This window comes from Micromonospora sp. NPDC005163 (assembly GCF_053599835.1).
In genome coordinates this window covers 1-19,778 of sequence record NZ_JBSFYP010000046.1, presented here as the reverse complement: position 1 = coordinate 19,778, position 19,778 = coordinate 1, and the positions used below count along the sequence as shown (strand labels likewise).

The window sequence follows — 19,778 nt, the reverse complement described above, 5'->3', positions numbered from 1 at the left end:
GGGCTTCGACGGGAAACGGGCCGCAATGACGAAACCTCGTGTGGTGATCGTGGGGGCCGGGTTCGCCGGTTACCACGCGGCGAAGACGTTGAGCCGCCTCGCCCGGGACCGGGCCGAGATCGTGCTGCTGAACTCCACCGACTACTTCCTCTACCTGCCGTTGCTGCCCGAGGTGGCCGCCGGGGTGGTCGAGCCCAAGCGGATCGCCGTGCCGCTGACCGGGACGCTCAAGGGCGTGCGGGTCGTGATCGGCGAGGCGGACCACGTGGACCTGCAGAACCGCTGGGTCGGCTTCACCCAGCCGGAGGGGGACCAGAACCGGCTGGCGTACGACCGGCTCGTGCTGGCCGTGGGCAGCGTCAACAAGCTGCTGCCCATCCCCGGGGTGACGGAGTACGCGCACGGCTTCCGTGGCCTGCCCGAGGCGGTCTACCTGCACGACCACGTGATCCGCCAGATCGAGTTGGCCGAACAGGCCGAGGACCCGGCCGAGCAGCGCGCCCGGTCCACCTTCGTGGTGGTCGGCGCGGGCTACACCGGCACCGAGGTCGCCGCGCACGGGCAGCTGTTCACCGACGCGTTGCAGGCTCAGCGGCCCCGGCTCACCGTCCGTCCCCGCTGGATGCTGCTCGACATCGCCCCCCGGGTGCTGCCGGAGCTGGACAAACGGATGTCGCAGACCGCGCACAAGGTGCTCGACCGGCGCGGGGTGGACGTGCGGATGGGCACGTCGGTGGCCGAGGCGACCGCCGACGGGGTGAAGCTCACCGACGGCGAGTACGTGCCGACCTGCACGCTGGTGTGGTGTGTGGGGGTGCGCCCCGACCCGTTCGTCAGCGAGCTGGGCCTGCGGACCGAGAAGGGCCGTCTGGTGGTCGACGAGTTCCTCACCGTCCCCGGTTACCCCGAGGTGTACGCCTGCGGCGACGCCGCGGCGGTGCCCGACCTGACCCGCCCCGGCCAGGTCTGCACGATGACCGCCCAGCACGCCCAGCGGCAGGGCAAGCGCGTGGCGCACAACATCGCCGCGTCGTACGGGTACGGCCAGCGCAAGCCGTACAAGCACCACGACCTGGGCTGGGTGGTCGACCTGGGCGGCAAGGCCGCGGCGGCGAACCCGTTGCACGTGCCGCTGGCCGGGCTGCCCGCGAAGGCGGTCACCCGCGCGTACCACCTGATGGCGATGCCGGGGAACCGGACGAGGGTCAGCGCCGACTGGGCGTTGGACGCCACGCTGTCCCGGCAGGCGGTCCAGCTCGGGCTGGTCCCGGCGAACGCGGTACCGCTGGAGAGCACCTCACCCGAGGTCGCGGCCCGGTCCCGCTGACGCTGGCGGGTCGGGGCGCAGCCGGGCCGGGCCGTACTCGCGCAGCAGGGTCTGGACGATGCCGGCGGCGGGGATGGCCAGCAGGGCGCCGAGCAGGCCGGCCAGCTCCGCCGCGAGGAGCACGCTGAGCAGCACGGTCAGCGGGTTCAGCCGGACCGCGCGGGCCAGGATGAGCGGCTGGAGCAGGTGGTTCTCCACCTGCTGGTAGACCACGAAGAAGACCAGCACCACCACGCCGGCGGTGGGGGAGTGCAGGAAACCGGCCCCGGCCGCGATGATCGCACCCAACGTCGCGCCGACCAGTGGGATCAGGTCCGCCACCGCCACCAGCAGGGCGATCACGGCGGCGAACGGCACCCCGGTGAGAGCGAGCACCACGAAGGTCAACGCACCGCAGATCACGCTGATCACCAGGTTGCCGGTGAGGTAGCCGGTGACGGTCCGGGACACCTCGCGGCCCACCCGGCGCAACCGCTCGCGCTGGCCGTCCCCGGCCGCCGCGAGCACGCGGCTGGTGATCCGCGGCGCCTCCAGCACCATGAGGTACGCCAGCACGATGACCGTGACCAGCCCGGCGACCGTCTCCACGACGCCGCGCAGCACGCCGACCGCCGGCTCGCGCAGCCGGGTGCCGAAGGTGCGTAGCTGCTCGGAGTGTTCGGACACGTACCGCCGGGCGCCGGTGCGCTCCACCAGGTGCCCCAGTGGGCCCCGGCCGGCGCGCGCGTCGCGCAGCAGCTCCGGCGCCCGCTCGGCGAACCGGCCCAGCTCGTTGATCAGCGGTGTCAGGATGACCGCGGCCAGGATCGCCAGCACCACGAACGCGGCGAGGAACACCAGCAGCGTGGCCAACGCCCGCCGCCGCACGAACCGGTGTTGGAGCCGGTCCACCAGGGGCTTGAGCGCGACGGCGAAGAAGGCGGCCACCACGGTCCAGACCAGCACCCGGCGGGTCGCGTACACGAAGGCCAGCGCGAACGCGGTCGCCAGCACCAGACCGATCACGATCAGAGCCCGGCGTGCGGTCACCCGCGTGTCGGCGTTGCTCATCCGGCGCGGCTTCCCCAGGGTCACCTCGGGAAACCCGGCGCCCGCGCGGATCACCCGGTGGTGTGCGGCCGGCCGCCGGGCGTCAGGTGATCATTTCTGTGCGGGGTTGTCGGCGTCCGTGACCGGTCGGGCGCCGGCGACGAAACCGTCCAGCGCGGCAGCGTGCAGCAGACCGCCGGGCACCGGGTCACGCAGGGCGGCCACCGCCAGCCGGCCGACCGGCAGCCCGCCGGGCCGGGGTGTCGCGGCGAGCACCAGGTTGCCGTAGCGCCGGCCGCGCAGCATCCGCCGGTCGCCGAGCACGCACACGTCGCCGAAGACCGCCCGCAGCGTCGCCACCTGCACACGGGTGCCGACCAGTGGCGGCAGGTCCGTGACGTTGACCAGGTACAGCCCGTCCGGGCGCAGGGTGCGTGCCACCTCGGCCGCGAACTCCACGGTGCGTACGTGTCGTGGCATCCGGGCCGCCCGGTAGATGTCGGCGACCACCAGGTCGTAACGGCCGGCCGGGCTGGCGGCGACGGCCTCCCGGGCGTCGGAGATCCGCACGTCCACCTCGGGCGGCAGCGGCGGGAGTTCCCGTGCGACCAGCTCGACCACCGACGGGTCCCGCTCGATGACGCGCTGCGGGGAGCCGGGCCGGGTGGCGGCCAGCCAACGGGGCAGCGTCAACGCGCCGCCGCCGAGGTGCAGCACGCTCAGCGGGTCGCCCGGTGGGGCCGCCAGCTCCACCGCTGAGGCGATCCGCCGGACGTACTCGAAGTGCAGGTGCCGGGGATCGTCGACGTCCACGTACGACTGCTCGACGCCGCCGGAGAGCAGCATCCGTCCGCTCCGGCGGACCGGATCGGCGACCAGTTCCAGCCGGTCGGCGGCGCGGTTCATGTCCGGCACGCTAGCCGAGCCGCCGGAGCGGGACGGCACGGCGGGGGCCGGCGGCGCGGGGTGTGCCCCGCGTCCGCCGGCCCGTGTGCGCCGATGTGCCCGGTCAGCCGCCGGCCATCCCGGCGCCCACCTCGTCGATCGCGTCGTCGATCCGGTGGGCGAGGTCCACGTCGAGCGCGGTCACCCCGTCTGCCTGGTTGGTCCGCACGGTCAGCACGGCGGCCGTGTCGCCGGGGCGCCCGATGCTCGGGGCGCGCCCGGTCTCCGCGCGTAGCTGGTCGAGCCGGTCCAGCACCCGGTCCAGGTTGTCCGACGGCAGCGCGACCACCCGGTACAGCGCGTCACTGTCGCCGGCCCAGTACGGCAGGTCGTCCAGCGCCGTCCGCAGCTCGGCCGCGTCCAGGGTGGGTGTGGTGGTGGAGGCGCCGACGAGGCCCCCGCCGGCCTCCGGCGGGTTCAGCAGGTCCCGCAGGCCGTCGGGTACGTGCAGCGACTCGACCAGGTCGCCGTCCTGCTCGGCGAGCGCGGCGAGCGTCGCCTCCGCGTGGTAGCGGGCCTGCTCCGGGCTGCGGCCGCTGATCCGGCCCACCTCGGCCAGGAAGCCGGGCAGGTCGCGGTGCCGCTCGACGCCGTCGACGGGCAGCACGTCGTGCAGTGAGGTCGGTACCGCGGTGAGCAGCCGCTGCCGCTCCGCCGCCTCGAGCGCGAAGGCGAGGACCAGCACGGTCGCCTCGGTGCCCACCTTGGCCGTCTTGAAGTCGACGCCGGCCCGGCGCCGGACGTCCTCGACCAGCTCCTGGTAGCCCACGCTGCTCGCCCCTGCGGCGCCGGCCGGCGGGGACGGCTGCGGCCGCGGATTGTCCGCCGTGCCGACCGGCGGCGGGGCCGGTCCACCGCGCGTGCTGTCCTGTTTGCGGTGCCCGGCCGACGCCGGCCCGGCCCGCTTGCCCTGATCGAGGCTGGTGATCTGCTTGGAGGCGCTCAGGCTGGCGCCGAACTCACTGGGCTGGCGACCCTGTTCGCGGGCCTGCCGGGCCAGCGCCCGGCGCCGTTGGTTGTCGCCCTCCATCTGCTTGCGCATGGTGACACCCCTTCCGCTGGGGATCGTGCCTGCGTCCGTCGCCTTCCCGCCGTGCCGGGCACCGAAACGGACGCCGCCGGGGCGGGCCGGGCGAGCGTCGGTGGGCTTCATCCGGGGTGGGTGATGGACGCTCACCCGTCCCGCCCACAGGATCAGTTCAGGACCGGAGTTCTTCCGAGGTACGCGGAAGGAAGGTCGTCATGAAACGGATCGTCGAGATCGTCCCCGCCCGACCCGGTTGGTACGCCCGCTGGCAGCTCACGCCAGACGCCACGCGGTCCTACCCGGTGAGCCTGTGGGCGCTGCTGGAGGAGGCCGACGGGACCGGCCGTGAAGTGGTCGGCATGGACTGCATCGGTCAGTGGCCGGGCGCGGACGACAACGAGTCCGGTGCGGATTTTGTCCGCTACCTGTACCAGACGCCCGATTCCGGGGCACCCGAGGACGCCGACGGCGCGCCGACCGCCGAACTACGCGAGAGCGGGCCCCGGCTCCAGCCGATGACCGCACCCTAGACATTCCTCCGACCCCCGACCCCAGGTCCCAGGGTCGGGGGCCACCCCCCTTTGGGGCGCGGCCGGAGCGCACCGCTGCGCCAGTGCCTGCAGGCCCTGCACCGGGTGGAGTCGCACCCGGGTCGGCTGCTGCGGCTGCTCAACGACGCGCTCCTGGAGACGACCCAGGCGCACGGCCAGGGCCGCTTCGCCACCATCGTGCTCGGCGTCGCCCGGCCGGAGCGCGAGGGTGGCCTGACCCTCACCATGGCCGGCGGTGGGCACCTGCCGCCGCTGGTGCTGCGGGCCTCCGGCGAGGTGGAGACCGTGCCACTGCGCGGCATGCTCATCGGCGTGGTGCCCGACCCACGCGTCGGCGAGGTGACCGTCCGACTGGCCCCGGGCGAGACCTGCCTGCTCTACAGCGACGGGGTGACCGAGGCCCGTGGTGGCCGCCGTGGGGACGAGCAGTTCGGCCCGGAGCGGCTCGTCACGGCGGTGACCGGCTGCCAGCGGATGCCGGCGCCCGCCGTGGCCGAGCGGGTCGAGCAGGTCACGCCCAGGAGCACGCCGCCACCCACATCAGCGAGCGGGTGGTGGCGTCGGTCGCCGCGCACGCCAACCCACGTCCGACCGGTGGGCGGATCGTCGTGGCCTGCATGGACGGCGAGTGGCACGCGCTGCCGCCCCGGCTGGTGGCCGAGGTGCTGCGGCTGCGCGGGTGGCAGGTGACCTTTCTGGGCGCGAGCGTCCCGGCGGCGCACCTGGTGTCGTACCTGCACCAGCACGACGCGCACGCGGTGGCGCTGGCCTGCGCGCAGCCGGTACGGCTGCCGCACGCCCACCGCATGATCGAGGCGTGCCGCCGTTCGGACGTGCCGGTGGTGGTCGGCGGGCGCGGGTTCGGTGCGGACGGCCGGTAGGCCCGTCGGCTGGGTGCCCCCTGGGCGGCGGACGCGCCGGCGGCGGCCGAGCTGATCGCGGACGAGCGGGCGCTGCGTCGGGTGCCACCGGCGCAGCTGTCGCACCTGGCCGACGACGAGTACGCCAGTCTGGTCCGGCGCCGGGGTGAGCTGATCGACAGCGCGCTGGCCGACCTGCGCGAGCGGGTGCCGGCGACCCGGGCGTACACGCCCGCCCAGCTCGACTCGACCGTGAGCGATCTGGGCCACATCGTCGACTTCCTGGCCGCCGCGCTCTACGTCGACGACGCCTCGCTGTTCACCGAGTTCGTCGGGTGGCTGGTGGGGATCCTGACCAGCCGTGGGGTGCCGGCTGCCGCGGTGGACCTGCCCCTGGAGCACTACGCCGCCGCGCTACGCGACTTTCCCCGAGCGGTGCGCGCGCTGACCCTGGGCCGGGCCGCGCTGCCCGCCGCCGGGGGCAGTGCCGCCGGCTGATCGCCGCCGGGGAGTGCCGGGCATCGGGTCGCCAACGAGCGATATACCTCAGAGTCGTAGTTATGCCTCACAGGTATATCGCTCACGACACCGGCCGCCCGGAGGGCGGCCGTGGCGACGTCCACCGGGACCGAACGCGCCAGCGAGCACTCGATCACCGCGTCACTCGCTCGGCGGGGTGCCCCTGCTTATACTTGCCGCACTGCAAACGTCCCACCCATCAGCGGTGGAGCGAAGGGGGAGCACGGTGACGTTCAGCGTCAGGCACGCCGGGCGCGACGGCGACGGCTACTGCCTGCGGCTCGCCGGTGAGCTTGACCTGAGCACCGCGCCCGAGCTGGCCACCGCGATCGAGCGGCTCGCCGACGCGGGCGAGAGCCGCTTCCTGCTCGACCTCACCGACCTCACCTTCTGCGACTCCACCGGAATGGCCGTTTTCGTTCGGGGGGACAACCGGGCCGCCGCCGAGGGCGGCTGGTTGCGGCTCACCGGCGCCAGCGGGCGGGTCGAGCGGGTGTTGCGGGTCACCGGCCTCGCCGACGTGTTGCACTACCAACCGGACGCCGTCGACCCGGCGTCCCACAGCGCCCTCTGATGGGCTAGATTTCCCCGCCGACACGGTGACCGTCTGGTCCCGTCCCCGCTGAGCCGAGGCAGGTAGTGATGGGCGCAGACAGCCCGCAGCCGGTACGCATCCTGGTGGTGGATGACGACCCGGGCGACGTGCTGATGATCGAGGAAGCGTTGGCGGACTCCGACGTGGACAAGGTCATCGACGTGGTGAGCGACGGCGAGGAGGCGATGGAGTTCCTCCGCGCCGAGGGGCGGCACCTGGAGGCCCGCCGGCCGGACGTCATCCTGCTGGACCTGAACATGCCACGGATGGACGGGCGGCAGGTGCTCGGCGCGGTGAAGCAGGACGAGGACCTGCGGACCATCCCCATCGTGGTGCTGACCACCTCGAACGCGGACACCGACATCGTGGGCAGCTACACGCTGCAGGCCAATGCGTACGTCACCAAGCCGATCGACTTGGACGACTTCAACGACGTGGTGCGCCGCATCGACGAGTTCTTCGGCCGGGTGGTCGTGCTGCCGAAGCGCGGCTGACCTCTCCGGCGCGGACCGCGCACCCCGCGCGCTCGGATGCTGAACAATTTTCCCGAACACCCTCGGCCGCTCCCGTCGCGACCGAGGATCCAGGTGGGAAGAAACAGCAGCTGCCTGGGGGCGACAGTATGAGGTTCTCCGTCGTTGAGACCGGTTACGACCAGCGGCAGGTGGATTCCTGCCTGGATGAGCTGGCGATCCGGTTGTCCCGGCTCGCGGCGCGGGCGGAGGGCGCCGCCGGGACCGCTCGGGTCTGGGACGAGATCCGCGAGGAGGCGACCTGGCTCAGCGGGCTGCTCCAGCGGCTGGATCTGGGCGACGCCGCGAGCACCCGGCGTGCTGGTGACGCGGTGCGGCGGGAGGCGGCCGAGATCCTGGCCCAGGCACGGATCGAGCTGGACGAGGCCCGCGAGGAGGCCCGGCAGGTACGCGAGCGGGCGTACGCGGAGGCCATGCAGGCCCGGCGCGACTTCGAGGCGGCGCTGGACGCCCGCCGGCGACGCGAGGCGCGGGTGGACGAGATCCTCGGCGGGGTGACCGCCGAGCAGGTACCCACCGACACCCCGACCGCGGCGGCGGGCACGGGCGTACCGGCGACGCGGGTGGCCGCTGGCGGCCGGGACGTGGGCATGGAGCCGCCGGCCGGGCGGGACGGCGCCCACAACCGCTGACGCGCACCGAGGGGGTGGATCGGTCGCCTGGCGACCGCCGTGCGCGCCCTCAGGCGGTCAGGGCCGCCGCGACGGTCGTCGCCCGCTCCTCGTGCTGGGCGTACGCGTCGGGGAAGGCGGAGATCTGCACGGCCTGGGCGGCGGCGGTGACGCTCATGTCCTGCCAGCCCGGGATCTCGTTGAGCGCCTCGTAGAAGGCCCGGGCGGCGTACGACGGGCGCATCAGCTCGGCCACCGTGCCCCAGCCGCTGCTGGGCCGCTGCTGGAACAGGCCGACCGAGTCGTGGTCGAAGCCGCTGCCCTGGTTCGGGTACTGCGCCGACTCCGGCAGCACGTCGCTGGCCAGGTTGTAGAGGTTGCTCTCCTGCATGGCGGTGGCCAGCGCCACCACCAGCGCGCGGCGCGGCATCTTCATCTCCAGCCCGACGTCAACGATGATCTTGGCGTTGTCCATCTGGGCCTGGTCGAGTCCGGCGACCGGTCGGGGTCGGCGCGGCTTGACCGGCTTCTTGACCGCCTTGCGCGCGGCGGTGCGGGTGGGGGTGGGCTTCGGGGTCGGGCTGGGGATGATCCGCGCGGGGGCGGCCTCGCGGTCCAGCGATCGGGAGGCGCGCTCGTCGGCGATGGCGGCGCGGTCGGCAACCGCCTCGGCCAGCGACTCCACCGGGCGGGTGTTGTCCTCGCCGCCTCGGGCGGTGGTGACCGCGACCAGGCTCAGGCAGCAGGTGACACCGGTGGCCAGGGCCACCCGGAGCGGGGTCGAGCCCAGCAGGGCGCGGCGGGGTGGCTCGGAGGCCCGGTGACGGCCGATCGTCCGTTCGGTTGATGCGGCGTCGCTCGAAAGGGTCGTCGGGCGCGCGTCGGTCAGCTTCTGCTCGGAGGGGTCGTCGCGATGCACTCGCCGAGGCTAAAGAACTGCTTTCCCGATTCCACCGGCCCGTACGGTGGCATGCGCCACAATTTGTCCCGATCTTGGGGACAATAAGGGGCAACAACCCCGCAAAGACGATCAACCTCGCCGTTCGGGCTAGCCGGGTATTCCCGATTCGCCGGTCAAAGCCGGTCGCCGTCGACGTCATCAGCATCCGTTTCGGCGGCTCTTCACGACTCACTCCTACGGCCGATGCCCGGTCCACCGAACACCCGAGACCCCGGCATGGCCGTTCGGTGGACGCACGACCCAGGTGGCGACCGGATCAGTGCCGGCCGTTCTCCGCCGGGGTGACGGTCAACCGGTGCCGGCTGTTGTCGCCGCTGGAGAACGGCCAGAGCCGGTCGGCGTACTCGACCAGGTCGGCCAGTTGCTGCCGGCTCAGACCGGCGGAGGAGATCGAGGCGTGCACGTCGGCCCGGTACCGGCCGTCGTCGTCGCGCCCCAGCTTCGCCTCAGCCCGCACCTGAACGGTGTGCGCCTCGTCGGTGATCTCCCCGGCAGCCTCCACCGCCGCGTGGTGCAGGCAGGACGCGAAGGCGGCGGCCAACAACTGCTCCGGCCGCAACCCGGTGCAGTGCGCCGCCAGCGGCGAGGCCAGCGCGGAGGAGAGTCCGCCATCGTCGGTGCGTACGTGACCGCCCTCGGCGGTCGCGGTGGCCTCATGCAGCCAGGAACTCGGATCCGGCATCGCGTTCCTCCCGTCGCTCACCGGCCCGAGTTCCCGACCCTTGCGCGGCGAAACGCCGAGCGGTCAGCGCCCGCCGGACCGGTCCGGCCCGTCGGCCACCCGCACCGCCTCGGTGGCCTCCATCGCGGCCTGCTCGGTCCACGGCGACGTCGCAGCCGATCGGCGTGCCGTGGGCGCCAGCATCGGCACGTACACCCGGGCGTCCACCGCCTCGGCCAGCAGCAGCGCGGCGACCAGGCTGGTCGGACGCCGCGCCGGGTCCTCGGCCAGGCAGGAGCGGCACAGCTCGGCCACCTCCGGCGGGAGCCCGTCGATCTCGGGCAGCGGTTCCGCCGGCCGCCGGCGGCGCGCGCCCAGCAGCTCGACGGTGCTGTCCGCCGCGTACGGCAGCCGGCCGGTGAGGCAGTAGTAGAGCAGCACGCCGAGGGCGTACATGTCGGCCGCCGGGGTGGCCGGCGCGCCGTCGAACTGCTCGGGCGCCAGGTACGCCGGAGTGCCGACGATGATCCCTTCCGGCGTCGGGTCCGACGCCCCGGCCGGGCTGGCGATGCCGAAGTCGAGCACCTTCACCCCCGAGGGGGTGAGCATGATGTTGGCCGGCTTGACGTCGCGGTGCACGATGCCGTTCGCGTGCGCGGCGGCCAGCGCCGCGCCGACCTCCGCGCAGACCCGGACCGAGATCCGCCAGTCCAGCGGACCGGCCCGCAGGTGCGCGGCGAGTGTCTCCCCCTCGGCCAGCTCCATCACGATGTACGGCACCTGGCGACCGGGCAGCGCGGAGGAGGAGGTGCCGAAATCGTGCACGCTCGCCACGTTCGGGTGCACCAGGCGGGCCGCGGAGCGGGCCTCGGCCTGGATGCGCTCCACCGGGCCGTGCTGGCCGTCCGCGCCGGGCGAGATCAGCTTCACCGCGACCGGCCGGTCCAGCACCCGGTCGTGGGCTCGCCACACCTCGGACATGCCGCCGACGCCGATGCGCTGTTCGAGCCGGTATCGCCTGTCCAGCGTGCGCATCGACCGCTCCTCGCCTCGTCCCGCCGGCGGCGGTTGCTTCGTTCGCGGTACCCGGGCTCCGAGCTGGGCAAACCGTCGGCCAAATCGCGAGGCGCCGGGCCCGCCCACCCGCTGCGATGCGGGCGGTGGGTGCGGTAGCTTGCGAGCCAGGGCCGGTGTCACCGAACGTGCCGGCACGGTCACCCGAGGGGACGCCGCGATGGGCGAGGTCACCGTACGCTTCGTCGGCGGGCCTGCTGACGGCCTGGTGCGGGAGGTGCCGGCCGGGCCGGACGGCGCCCCGCCGCAGCGTTGGATCATGCGGCACCCGGACGGCACCGGGCCGGTGCAGGCCGGCCCCGACCACCTCTACGAGCGCGACCGGCCCGACGGCCTGGGCGGTTGGAGCATGCGGTTCGTACGCACCGACCCGTTCGGGGTGTCCGAGTGACCCCGGGGCGGAGCTGACCGGCGGTGACACCGACGCGCCGCCGACCCGTCCGCACAGCCGGCACACAGGTGCCGCAGAGGCGTGCCACAGCTGGCGCGCCCACGATGGGGGACATGGTCATGGACGGGCAGACCGCGCCCAGCCGGATCGAGCTGCGCCGCCCCGACGGCGAGCCGGTCCGGGTGCTGGTGGTCGACGACGAGCCGACGCTGACCGACCTGCTGTCGATGGCGCTGCGCTACGAGGGCTGGCAGGTGCGCAGCGCCGGCAACGGCACGGCGGCGTTGAGCACCGCGCGGCAGTTCCAGCCGGACGCCGTGGTGCTCGACGTGATGCTGCCCGACCTGGACGGCTTCCAGGTGCTGCGCCGGTTGCGCGAGCAGTCGCCCACCGTGCCGGTGCTCTTCCTGACCGCCCGGGACGCGGTCGAGGAGCGCATCGCCGGGCTGACCGTCGGCGGCGACGACTACGTCACCAAGCCGTTCAGCCTGGAGGAGGTGATCGCCCGGCTACGCGCCCTGCTGCGCCGCTCCGGCTTCGCGATCGCCACCCGGGAGGACGCGGTGCTGACCGTCGGCGATCTCAGCCTCGACGAGGACAGCCACGAGGTCCGGCGGGACGGCCAGCTCATCACCCTGACCGCGACCGAGTTCGAGCTGCTGCGCTTCCTGATGCGCAACCCGCGCCGGGTGCTCAGCAAGGCGCAGATCCTCGACCGGGTGTGGAACTACGACTTCGGCGGCCAGGCCAACGTCGTCGAGCTGTACATCTCGTACCTGCGCAAAAAGATCGACGCCGGCCGGGCACCGATGATCCATACGTTGCGCGGCGCGGGCTATGTCCTCAAGCCGGCCGAGTGACCCGGGCGACCGACCGGGCCGCCGGCCGGTGCGCGCCGCCCGCCGGTGGCTGGCCGGCCGGTCGTTGCGTACCCGGTTGGTGCTCGCCCTGGTCGCGCTGCTCGCGCTGGTCAGCGTCGCCATCGGCGGGCTCACCACGGTGGCGCTGCGGCACTTCCTGATCGACCGGCTCGACGCCCAACTGGCCCCCTCCACGGTGATGCGGGGCGCGGGTCGGCCGGCCTTCCCGGGCAGCGGGCCGGCCATCCCGCCCGGACTACCGGCCGGCACCGTGGTAGCCGACATCACCGGTGACCGGGTTACGGCCGCGTCCACGCTGACCCACAGCCCGTCCAGCGCGGACCCCTTCCCCGACGAGAAACCCGTTCCGGCCGACGAGGTCGCCGCCCTGGCCGCCCTGCCGGTCGGCGCCGAGCCGCGCACGGTCGACCTCGGCGACCGCGGCGAGTACCGCGCCGTCGCCCGGCAGTTCCGCGACGGCCGGGTGCGGGTCGTCGCGCTGCCGCTGGCCGGCGTGCGGGAGACCGTCTGGTGGATGATCGCCGCGCAGGCCGGCGTGGCCACCGTCGGGCTGCTCATCGCCGGCACTGCCGGCGCGCTGATCGTCCGGGCCACGCTGCGACCGCTGAACCGGGTGGCCGCCACCGCCACCCGGGTCACCGAGCTGCCGTTGGACCGCGGCGAGGTGGCGCTCGCCGTCCGGGTGCCGGCGGGGGACACCGACCCGCGTACCGAGGTCGGCCAGGTCGGCGCCGCGCTGAACCGGATGCTCGGCCACGTCGCCGACGCGCTCGCCGCCCGGCAGGCCAGCGAGACACGGGTACGCCAGTTCGTCGCCGACGCCAGCCACGAGCTGCGCACCCCCCTCGCCGCGATCCGCGGGTACGCCGAGGTGGCCCGGCGCGGCCGTGGCGAGGTCCCCGCCGACGTGGCGCACGCCCTGCGCCGGGTGGAGTCGGAGAGCACCCGGATGACCAGCCTCGTCGACGACCTGCTGCTGCTGGCCCGGCTGGACACCGGCCGCCCGCTCGCGGTCGACCAGGTCGACCTGTCCGCCCTCGTGGTGGACGCGGTCAGCGACGCGCACGTGGCCGGCCCGGAACACCGTTGGCAGCTCGACCTGCCCGAGGTGGTGATCCGGGTCCCCGGCGACGCCGCCCGGCTGCACCAGGTGGCGGCGAACCTGCTGGCCAACGCCCGGGTGCACACCCCGCCCGGCACGGTGGTGACGACCACGCTGGCCGTCGACGGGGACGCGGCCGTGCTCACCGTCGCTGACGACGGGCCGGGGGTGCCGGCGGAGCTGCAACCGGAGCTGTTCGAGCGGTTCGCCCGCGGCGACAGCTCCCGGTCCCGGGCGCACGGCAGCACCGGCCTCGGCCTCGCGATCGTGGCGGCGGTGGTGGAGGCGCACCACGGCGCGGTCGCGGTGCACAGCCGGCCGGGCCGGACCGTGTTCACCGTGCGGCTGCCGAATCCCACAGCTGACGCATAGTCCCCAGCTCCGTCCCGGTGCAGTGCGCCAATCTGTCCGCTACGGCGTGGACGATCGGCGTACGGTGAGGAACAAGTCCGGCTTTCTGGGTCAAAAGCCTCACCGCTGTACGCCCGGGACGCCGGTGTCGAGACGGCGAGTGAAGGAGCGATCGGTGATCCATCTGGCCTACCTGGACGCGGGATCCGGCAGCCTGATCGTGCAGGCGGTCGTGGGCGGGGTGGCCGGGGCCGCGGTCGCTGCCAAGCTCTACTGGCGACGCCTGGTCGACCGGTTCCGCCGACAGCCCACCGACCAGCGGTGAGTCGGCACGTCCCGGCGATGGCGTTCTCACCCGCGGCGGCCCGGCCCGAGCCGGCCTCCTTCCGCGATCCGGCCAACCGGGTCTTCCATGTCGGCGACGAGGTGCTGCGCGGGCTGGACGCGCAGGCAGCCGAGCACTGGCGGGCGCTGCGAGCCACCGCCTTCTTTCCGGCGCTGGTTGCCGCGGGCAAGGTCTGCGCTACCGAGGACGCGCCACCGGCGCTGGTGCCCGCGTCCGCCGGGAAGCCGTGGGCGGCGGTGCTGCGCCACGAACGCATCCCGTTCGTCTCCCACCCGTACGAGTGGTCCTTCAGCATGCTGCGCGACGCCGCGCTGCTGCACCTGGAGATCCTGCGCGGCGCGCTCACCGACGGGTTCACCACCAAGGACGGCTCGGCCTACAACCTCCAGTGGCGTGGCGCCGAGGCGGTCTTCATCGACATCGGCTCCTTCGAGCCGGTACGCGACGGCGAGCCGTGGGCCGGCTACCGGCAGTTCTGCCAGACCGTGCTCTACCCGTTGCTGCTCACCGCCCACCTGGGGGTGGACTTCCAGTCCTGGCTGCGCGCCCGGGTCGACGGCATCGAGGCCGAGCAGCTCCGCCCGCTCTTCGGCGGGGCCCGCCGGCTGCGCCCCGGCGTCCTGACCCACGTGCACCTGCACGGCGCGATGCAGCAGCGCAACGCCGCCGCCAGCACCACCGACGTACGGGCCCAGCTGCGGGCCGCCGGTTTCTCCCGGGAACTGCTGCTGGCCACCGTGCGTGGCATGGAGAAACTCGTCCGCAAGCTGGACCGTCGCCCGGCGGGCAGCCACTGGTCGGACTACCAGCGCACCTGCGGCTACTCCGCTCAGGACCGGGCGGCCAAGGAGCGGTTCGTGTCCGCCGCGCTGACTGCCGGCGCCCGGCCGCGCCTGGTACTCGACCTGGGCGCCAACGACGGCCGGTACGCCCGGCTGGCAGCCGAGCACGCCGACTACGTGGTCGCCGTCGAGCAGGACCCGGCCGTGGTCGACGAGCTGTACCGGGCGCTGCGGGCCGAGGGGCACCGCCGGATCCTGCCGCTGGTGGTGGATCTGGCCGACCCGTCGCCCGGTGGCGGCTGGCGGGGCGTCGAGCGCGCCGGCTTCGCCGAGCGGGCGTCGGCGGACGCGGTGCTCGCCCTGGCCGTGGTGCACCACCTGGCGATCGGGCGCAACGTGCCGCTGCCGGAGGTGATCGACTGGCTCGCGGGGCTGACGGCGCCGGGCGGTGCGGTGGTGGTGGAGTTCGTGCATCCGGAGGACCCGATGGCCCGCCGGCTGCTCGCCAACAAGCCCGAGGGCCTCTTTCCGGACTACCGGCGTGACACCTTCGAGCGCCTGCTCGCGGCCCGGGGCCAGATCACCGATCGTCTCGAGCTGCCTTCGGGCACCCGCACGCTCTACCGGGCGGTGATGGGTGGCTGAACCAGCGTCGGCATCCCCGCCGGGCCCGCCGGCCGAGAAGCCGGTGACCGGGCGGTGGGACCGGGGCTGGCGCGGTGAACTGTGCCGCCTGCTGGAGGTGGTGGCGCTGGTCGGGCTGGTGGTCACCCAGCCGCTGCTGGACGTGCTCGGCCGCAGTCCCGACTTCTTCCTCTTCCACCGAGCCGACCCGGGGCAGATTCTGCTGCTGGTCGCCCTGGTGGCGGTGGTGCCCACCGTGCCGGTGGCGCTGCTCGGTGCGCTGAGCCGCCTCGCCGGCCGAACGACCCGCGCGCTCACCCACACCGGCCTCGTCGGGCTGCTGCTGGCCGCCCTGGCCGTGCAGGTGGGCCGGCACGTGACGCCGCTTCGGGGCGTACCCCTGCTGCTCGTCGCCGGCCTGGCCGGCGCGGCCGGCGCGGCCGCGCATCGGCGCTGGCGGGCGCCGAGCCGGGTGCTGCGGCTGGCCGCAGTCGGGCCGGTGGCCTTCGTGGCGCTCTTCCTGCTCGGCTCACCCACCTCCGTGGTGGTGCTGCCCCGCGGCGACGGCGGCGCGGCCGGCACCGCGCAGGGTACGGGCGGCCACCCGCCGGTGGTCATGCTGATCCTCGACGAACTGCCGCTGGTGAGTCTGCTCGGCGCCGACGGGCGGATCGACGCGGCCCGGTACCCGCACTTCGCCGAGCTGGCCGGCGGCTCGACCTGGTACCGCAACGCCACCGGGGTCAGCGGCTGGACCCCCAACGCGCTGCCGGCGATGCTCACCGGCCGCTACCCGGCGCGGTCGGTCGCACCGCACTACTCGCAGTACCCGGACAACATCTTCACCGCCTTCGGCGGCCTGTACGACATCCGCGCCGAGGAGAGCATCACCCGGCTCTGCCCGCCCAGCCGCTGCGAGCAGCCGGTCGCGCCGGAACAGGGGCTCGGCGTGCTGGTGCGGGAGACCGGCAAGCTGCTCGGCCAGGTCGCCGGGCCGACCGAGGCCCGGGTCGACCCGGAGGACTCGTACCGGGAGCAGACCCGCGCCGAGGCCGGCCTGGACGCCGCCGAGCCGGTGCCGGCCGACCCGAAGTTCCGCTGGGACAGCCTGGACGACAACCAGCCGGCCCGGTTCACCAGCTTCCTGGCCGGGCTGAAACCGGCACCCCGACCTGCCCTGCACTTCCTGCACCTGCTGATGCCGCACTCGCCGTGGGCGTTCCTGCCGTCCGGGGCGCGCTACGACGCCCCCGAGGACCTGCCCAACGACGGCGCCGGCTGGGTCGACCTGGCCCGACAGCGGCACCTCGCCCAACTGGGCTACACCGACCGGCTGATCGGCGAGACGCTGCGCACGCTGCGCGCCAGCGGCCTCTACGACCAGGCCCTCGTCGTGGTCACCGCCGATCACGGGGTGAGCTTCCGCCCGGGCGCCCAGGGCCGGGGGATGGACGCCATCAAGGCGGCCGCCAGCGAGGTGGCGTGGGTGCCGATGTTCCTCAAGGAGCCCGGGCAGCGGGCCGGCCGCGTGGACGACCGCAACTGGGAACACGTCGACCTGCTGCCGACCGTGGCCGACGAGGCGGCCATCCGGCTGCCCTGGCGGGTCGACGGCCGTTCCGCCCGGCAGGCCCCGCGCACCGACGGCACGAAGCACTTCTACGACCGCCCCGGCGAACCGGTCACCTTCCCCGGCGGGGTGCCCGCCCCACCGCCGCTGCCACCGCCGCATCCCCTGGTGGGCACCGATGTCCGCGCCGGCCCGACGGGGGGCAGCGCCAGGGTGGCCGACCTGGCCGCGTTCCGGGCGATGGATCCGGACACCGGCACCCTGCCGGCGCTGGTCTGGGGCGACGTGCCGGACCGGATACCGGACGGCACGCTGCTGGCGGTGGCGGTGAACGGCCGGATCGGGGCGGTGGTCCCGGTGGTGCCGGCGGATCCCGGCGGACGCCGATTCGCCGCGCTGCTCACCGACGACCAACTGTTCCGGGCCGGCACCAACCAGCTCGACGTCTACCAGGTGGCGGCGGACGGTACGCTCCGACGCCTCGCGCTGTCCTGAGCTGGGCTCGCTGTGGTTTCGCGCGGGGTTTCCCGGCGGTCCGGTCGGGAATCGGGTGACGCATACCTCACCGCAGAACCACGGCGGGCGGTGTCGACCGAGCCGCAATTACGGTAGAAGCGAAGGCAATTCAACGTAGATCTGCCGGCGAAGCGAGGAACCACATGACGGAAGTCAAGCTCGATCACCCCGGTGGGCAGCTGTCGATGCCGGTGCATCCTGCGGTCGAGGGCCCCGCCGGTATCGGGGTGAGCAAGCTGCTGAAGGAAACCGGGATGACCACGTACGATCCCGGTTTCGTGAACACCGCGGCTGCCTCATCCGCGATCACCTACATCGACGGCGACGCGGGGATCCTGCGTTACCGGGGATACCCGATCGAGCAGCTGGCCGAGAAGTCCTCCTTCCTGGAGGTCTCGTACCTGCTCATCTACGGTGAGCTGCCGACCGAGCAGCAGCTGACCGAGTTCACCGAGTGGATCCGGCGGCACTCGCTGCTGCACGAGGAGATGCGCCGCTTCTTCGACGGTTTCCCCCGGGACGCCCACCCGATGGCCGTGCTCTCGTCGGCGGTCAGCGCCCTGTCCACCTTCTACCAGGACAGCCTGGACCCGTTCGACTCCGAGCACGTGGAGATCTCGACGGTCCGGCTAATGGCGAAGGTGCCGACCATCGCCTCGTACGCCTACAAGAAGTCCATCGGGCAGCCGCTGCTGTACCCGGACAACTCGCTGGGGTACGTGGACAACCTGCTGCGGATGACGTTCGGCGTGCCGGCGGAGCCGTACGAGGTCGACCCGGTGATGTCGAAGGTGCTGGACATGCTCTTCGTCCTGCACGCCGACCACGAGCAGAACTGCTCCACCTCGACCGTCCGGCTGGTCGGCTCCAGCAACGCCAACCTGTTCGCCTCGGTGTCCGCCGGTGTCAACGCGCTGTTCGGTCCGCTGCACGGTGGCGCCAACCAGGCGGTGCTGGAGATGCTCCAGCAGATCCACGCCGGCGACGACGACGTCCGCTCCTTTGTCCGCAAGGTCAAGAACAAGGAGGACGGCGTCAAGCTGATGGGCTTCGGCCACCGGGTCTACAAGAACTACGACCCGCGGGCGGCGATCGTCAAGAAGGCGGCGCAGGACGTGCTGGGCCGGATGGCCAAGCCGGACCCGCTGCTGGACATCGCCATGGAGCTGGAGGAGATCGCGCTCGCCGACGACTTCTTCGTCTCCCGCCGGCTCTACCCGAACGTGGACTTCTACACCGGCCTGATCTACAAGGCCATGGGCTTCCCCACGAAGATGTTCACGGTGCTGTTCGCGCTCGGCCGGCTCCCCGGCTGGATCGCCCAGTGGCGCGAGATGATCAACGACCCGGAGACCAAGATCGGCCGCCCGCGGCAGGTCTACGTCGGCTCGGCCGAGCGGGACTACGTCCCCTTCGCCAACCGCTGACGTGCAAGGAAGGGCACCTTATTAACGCCTCGTGTAGAGGAAGGGCCCCTTCTTGACACTCCGACAGGACAAGGGCCGCCGACTCATGGTCGGCGGCCCTTGTCGTGCGATCAGTAGCGCGCTTGTTAATAGGGGGCCCTTCCTCTACCGCAGGCGTTAATAAGGTGCCCTTCCTTGCACCTCAGCGGAGGCCGGCGGCGGCCAGCAGGTTGCCGTGGGGGAGCGCGGGGAGGGCGCGGCCCTGGGACATGCGCTGTTCGGCGCGCTGGGCGGTGAACGCGGCGTCGGTCGCGATGGCCGCGGCGTAGCTGGCGGCGGTGCGTTGGGCGATCGCGGACCAGCCGTACTGGTCGTGCACCATCTGCCGGGCGCGGCGGGCCAGCGCGCGGGCGCGGTCCCGGTCCGACAGCAGCGCGTGCACGGCGTCGGTCAGCCCGTCCGGGTCGTGCGGTGCGAAGGTCATCCCGGTCACCCCCGGCTCGACGATCTCCGCGAGACCACCGGTGGCGGCCACCGCGAGTGGGGCTCCGGCCGCGGCGCCCTCCAGGGCCACCATCCCGAACGGCTCGTAGATGCTCGGCACCGCGAAGCAGTCGGAGGCGGCCATCAACGCCGGCAGGTCGGTGCCGCCCAGGAAGCCCGGCATGGCGACCATGCCGCCCAGGCCGCGGCGGTGCACCTCGGCTTCCAGCTCCGCGCGGTACGGGCCGTCGCCGGCGATCACCACGCGCAGTCCGGGGTGCCGCTCGCGCAGCCGTGGCAACCCGGCGATCAGGTGCTGCACGCCCTTCTCGTAGACCAGCCGGCCGGCGAAGGTGACCAGCGGGCCGTCCCCGGCGAACCGGGCCCGAGCGGCGCTCACCGCGGCCGACGGCACTTGCCAGCGGTGCGGCTCCACGCCGTTGGCCACCACGTCGACCCGGCCGTTCGGCACGCCGAACAGCGTGGTCACCTCGTCGCGCATGTACCCCGAGCAGACGATCACCCGGGCGGACTCGTTGCTGAGCCAGTGCTCGACGCCGTGGATGGTGCGGTTCATCTCCTCGGGCAGCCAGCCCTGGTGCCGGCCGGCCTCGGTGGCGTGGATGGTGGTGA

22 protein-coding genes are annotated in these 19,778 nt (G+C 73.3%); 15 read left to right on the top strand and 7 right to left on the bottom strand.

From position 1 onward, the window contains the following. Positions 1–25 precede the first annotated feature (25 nt). Complete coding sequence (locus ACWD6N_RS26270) at positions 26–1,327, top strand: NAD(P)/FAD-dependent oxidoreductase (protein WP_354967608.1); 1,302 nt, start codon at positions 26–28, stop codon at positions 1,325–1,327. Here the strand turns inward: ACWD6N_RS26270 and ACWD6N_RS26265 are convergent. The 3 genes from ACWD6N_RS26265 to ACWD6N_RS26255 form a co-directional block, all read right to left on the bottom strand. Further along, positions 1,298–2,401 (bottom strand): AI-2E family transporter, encoded by a 1,104-nt coding sequence (locus ACWD6N_RS26265; protein ID WP_354967609.1) that lies wholly within the window; start codon positions 2,399–2,401, stop codon positions 1,298–1,300. The two genes, ACWD6N_RS26270 and ACWD6N_RS26265, sit on opposite strands and share 30 nt — an antisense overlap. A gap of 66 nt (positions 2,402–2,467) precedes the next feature. Continuing rightward, entirely contained in the window at positions 2,468–3,262 is a 795-nt protein-coding gene (locus ACWD6N_RS26260) for a spermidine synthase (RefSeq protein WP_354967610.1), read from the bottom strand. Between the two features lie 103 nt (positions 3,263–3,365). Further along, positions 3,366–4,343, bottom strand: a complete 978-nt coding sequence (locus tag ACWD6N_RS26255; protein WP_354967611.1) for a DUF2267 domain-containing protein — start codon at positions 4,341–4,343, stop codon at positions 3,366–3,368. Between the two features lie 200 nt (positions 4,344–4,543). On the opposite strand from ACWD6N_RS26255, the gene ACWD6N_RS26250 reads away from it, so the two are divergent. The 7 genes from ACWD6N_RS26250 (at position 4,544) to ACWD6N_RS26220 (ending at position 8,018) form a co-directional block, all read left to right on the top strand. Continuing rightward, the gene (locus tag ACWD6N_RS26250) at positions 4,544–4,858 is read left to right on the top strand and encodes a hypothetical protein (protein WP_354967612.1); all 315 of its coding nucleotides are present in this window, start codon (positions 4,544–4,546) and stop codon (positions 4,856–4,858) included. 51 nt (positions 4,859–4,909) lie between these two features. Then, a complete protein-coding gene (locus ACWD6N_RS26245) occupies positions 4,910–5,569 on the top strand; it encodes a PP2C family protein-serine/threonine phosphatase (RefSeq protein WP_354967613.1) in 660 nt (219 codons plus the stop codon). After that, on the top strand, positions 5,497–5,760 hold the full coding sequence (locus tag ACWD6N_RS26240; RefSeq protein ID WP_354967614.1) for a cobalamin B12-binding domain-containing protein: 264 nt from the start codon (positions 5,497–5,499) through the stop codon (positions 5,758–5,760). The genes ACWD6N_RS26245 and ACWD6N_RS26240 overlap by 73 nt, the downstream gene beginning before the upstream one ends. 81 nt (positions 5,761–5,841) lie before the next feature. Beyond that, positions 5,842–6,237 carry a hypothetical protein gene (locus ACWD6N_RS26235; RefSeq protein WP_354967615.1) on the top strand — a complete coding sequence of 132 codons (396 nt, stop codon included), beginning with the start codon at positions 5,842–5,844 and terminating at the stop codon, positions 6,235–6,237. A 247-nt stretch (positions 6,238–6,484) separates the two neighbouring features. Beyond that, a complete protein-coding gene (locus ACWD6N_RS26230; RefSeq protein ID WP_387327957.1) occupies positions 6,485–6,832 on the top strand; it encodes an STAS domain-containing protein in 348 nt (115 codons plus the stop codon). A gap of 68 nt (positions 6,833–6,900) precedes the next feature. Next, positions 6,901–7,347 (top strand): response regulator, encoded by a 447-nt coding sequence (locus ACWD6N_RS26225; RefSeq protein WP_354967617.1) that lies wholly within the window; start codon positions 6,901–6,903, stop codon positions 7,345–7,347. 128 nt (positions 7,348–7,475) lie between these two features. Beyond that, positions 7,476–8,018: an ATPase gene (locus ACWD6N_RS26220; RefSeq protein ID WP_354967618.1), complete on the top strand. Its 543-nt coding sequence runs from the start codon at positions 7,476–7,478 to the stop codon at positions 8,016–8,018. Positions 8,019–8,067: 49 nt separating this feature from the next. Here the strand turns inward: ACWD6N_RS26220 and ACWD6N_RS26215 are convergent, their stop codons facing one another. The 3 genes from ACWD6N_RS26215 to ACWD6N_RS26205 all read right to left on the bottom strand — a co-directional run bounded on the left by ACWD6N_RS26215 (position 8,068) and on the right by ACWD6N_RS26205 (position 10,654). Then, a complete protein-coding gene (locus tag ACWD6N_RS26215; protein WP_354967619.1) occupies positions 8,068–8,916 on the bottom strand; it encodes a hypothetical protein in 849 nt (282 codons plus the stop codon). A 298-nt stretch (positions 8,917–9,214) separates the two neighbouring features. Next, positions 9,215–9,640: an OsmC family protein gene (locus tag ACWD6N_RS26210; protein WP_121657400.1), complete on the bottom strand. Its 426-nt coding sequence runs from the start codon at positions 9,638–9,640 to the stop codon at positions 9,215–9,217. A 63-nt stretch (positions 9,641–9,703) separates the two neighbouring features. Beyond that, positions 9,704–10,654, bottom strand: coding sequence for a serine/threonine-protein kinase (locus tag ACWD6N_RS26205; protein WP_354967620.1), 951 nt, complete (start codon positions 10,652–10,654; stop codon positions 9,704–9,706). A 139-nt stretch (positions 10,655–10,793) separates the two neighbouring features. Between ACWD6N_RS26205 and ACWD6N_RS26200 the strand changes: the two genes are divergently transcribed. The 7 genes from ACWD6N_RS26200 to ACWD6N_RS26170 all read left to right on the top strand — a co-directional run bounded on the left by ACWD6N_RS26200 (position 10,794) and on the right by ACWD6N_RS26170 (position 18,683). Then, positions 10,794–11,084: a hypothetical protein gene (locus ACWD6N_RS26200; protein WP_354967621.1), complete on the top strand. Its 291-nt coding sequence runs from the start codon at positions 10,794–10,796 to the stop codon at positions 11,082–11,084. Positions 11,085–11,197: 113 nt separating this feature from the next. Beyond that, positions 11,198–11,944 carry a response regulator transcription factor gene (locus tag ACWD6N_RS26195; protein ID WP_354967622.1) on the top strand — a complete coding sequence of 249 codons (747 nt, stop codon included), beginning with the start codon at positions 11,198–11,200 and terminating at the stop codon, positions 11,942–11,944. 49 nt (positions 11,945–11,993) lie between these two features. Further along, the gene (locus ACWD6N_RS26190) at positions 11,994–13,439 is read left to right on the top strand and encodes a sensor histidine kinase (protein ID WP_354967704.1); all 1,446 of its coding nucleotides are present in this window, start codon (positions 11,994–11,996) and stop codon (positions 13,437–13,439) included. Between the two features lie 154 nt (positions 13,440–13,593). Further along, on the top strand, positions 13,594–13,743 hold the full coding sequence (locus ACWD6N_RS26185; RefSeq protein WP_007459587.1) for a hypothetical protein: 150 nt from the start codon (positions 13,594–13,596) through the stop codon (positions 13,741–13,743). 17 nt (positions 13,744–13,760) lie between these two features. Then, positions 13,761–15,191: a class I SAM-dependent methyltransferase gene (locus ACWD6N_RS26180; protein WP_354967705.1), complete on the top strand. Its 1,431-nt coding sequence runs from the start codon at positions 13,761–13,763 to the stop codon at positions 15,189–15,191. A 43-nt stretch (positions 15,192–15,234) separates the two neighbouring features. Then, the gene (locus ACWD6N_RS26175; RefSeq protein WP_450005236.1) at positions 15,235–17,235 is read left to right on the top strand and encodes a sulfatase-like hydrolase/transferase; all 2,001 of its coding nucleotides are present in this window, start codon (positions 15,235–15,237) and stop codon (positions 17,233–17,235) included. 164 nt (positions 17,236–17,399) lie between these two features. Then, positions 17,400–18,683 carry a citrate synthase gene (locus ACWD6N_RS26170; protein WP_354967623.1) on the top strand — a complete coding sequence of 428 codons (1,284 nt, stop codon included), beginning with the start codon at positions 17,400–17,402 and terminating at the stop codon, positions 18,681–18,683. Between the two features lie 181 nt (positions 18,684–18,864). Here the strand turns inward: ACWD6N_RS26170 and ACWD6N_RS26165 are convergent. Beyond that, positions 18,865–19,778, bottom strand: a 914-nt coding sequence (locus ACWD6N_RS26165; RefSeq protein ID WP_449941285.1) for a glycosyltransferase family 4 protein, incomplete at its 5' end; no start/stop codon positions are given.

Coding starts and splice junctions, on each gene's coding strand:
- ACWD6N_RS26240 (WP_354967614.1), top strand. CDS start 5,497: ATGGACGGCGAGTGGCACGCGCTGCCGCCCCGGCTGGTGGCCGAGGTG.
- ACWD6N_RS26270 (WP_354967608.1), top strand. CDS start 26: ATGACGAAACCTCGTGTGGTGATCGTGGGGGCCGGGTTCGCCGGTTAC.
- ACWD6N_RS26205 (WP_354967620.1), bottom strand. CDS start 10,654: ATGCGCACGCTGGACAGGCGATACCGGCTCGAACAGCGCATCGGCGTC.
- ACWD6N_RS26260 (WP_354967610.1), bottom strand. CDS start 3,262: ATGAACCGCGCCGCCGACCGGCTGGAACTGGTCGCCGATCCGGTCCGC.
- ACWD6N_RS26225 (WP_354967617.1), top strand. CDS start 6,901: ATGGGCGCAGACAGCCCGCAGCCGGTACGCATCCTGGTGGTGGATGAC.
- ACWD6N_RS26255 (WP_354967611.1), bottom strand. CDS start 4,343: ATGCGCAAGCAGATGGAGGGCGACAACCAACGGCGCCGGGCGCTGGCC.
- ACWD6N_RS26180 (WP_354967705.1), top strand. CDS start 13,761: ATGGCGTTCTCACCCGCGGCGGCCCGGCCCGAGCCGGCCTCCTTCCGC.
- ACWD6N_RS26250 (WP_354967612.1), top strand. CDS start 4,544: ATGAAACGGATCGTCGAGATCGTCCCCGCCCGACCCGGTTGGTACGCC.
- ACWD6N_RS26220 (WP_354967618.1), top strand. CDS start 7,476: ATGAGGTTCTCCGTCGTTGAGACCGGTTACGACCAGCGGCAGGTGGAT.
- ACWD6N_RS26170 (WP_354967623.1), top strand. CDS start 17,400: ATGACGGAAGTCAAGCTCGATCACCCCGGTGGGCAGCTGTCGATGCCG.
- ACWD6N_RS26210 (WP_121657400.1), bottom strand. CDS start 9,640: ATGCCGGATCCGAGTTCCTGGCTGCATGAGGCCACCGCGACCGCCGAG.
- ACWD6N_RS26195 (WP_354967622.1), top strand. CDS start 11,198: ATGGTCATGGACGGGCAGACCGCGCCCAGCCGGATCGAGCTGCGCCGC.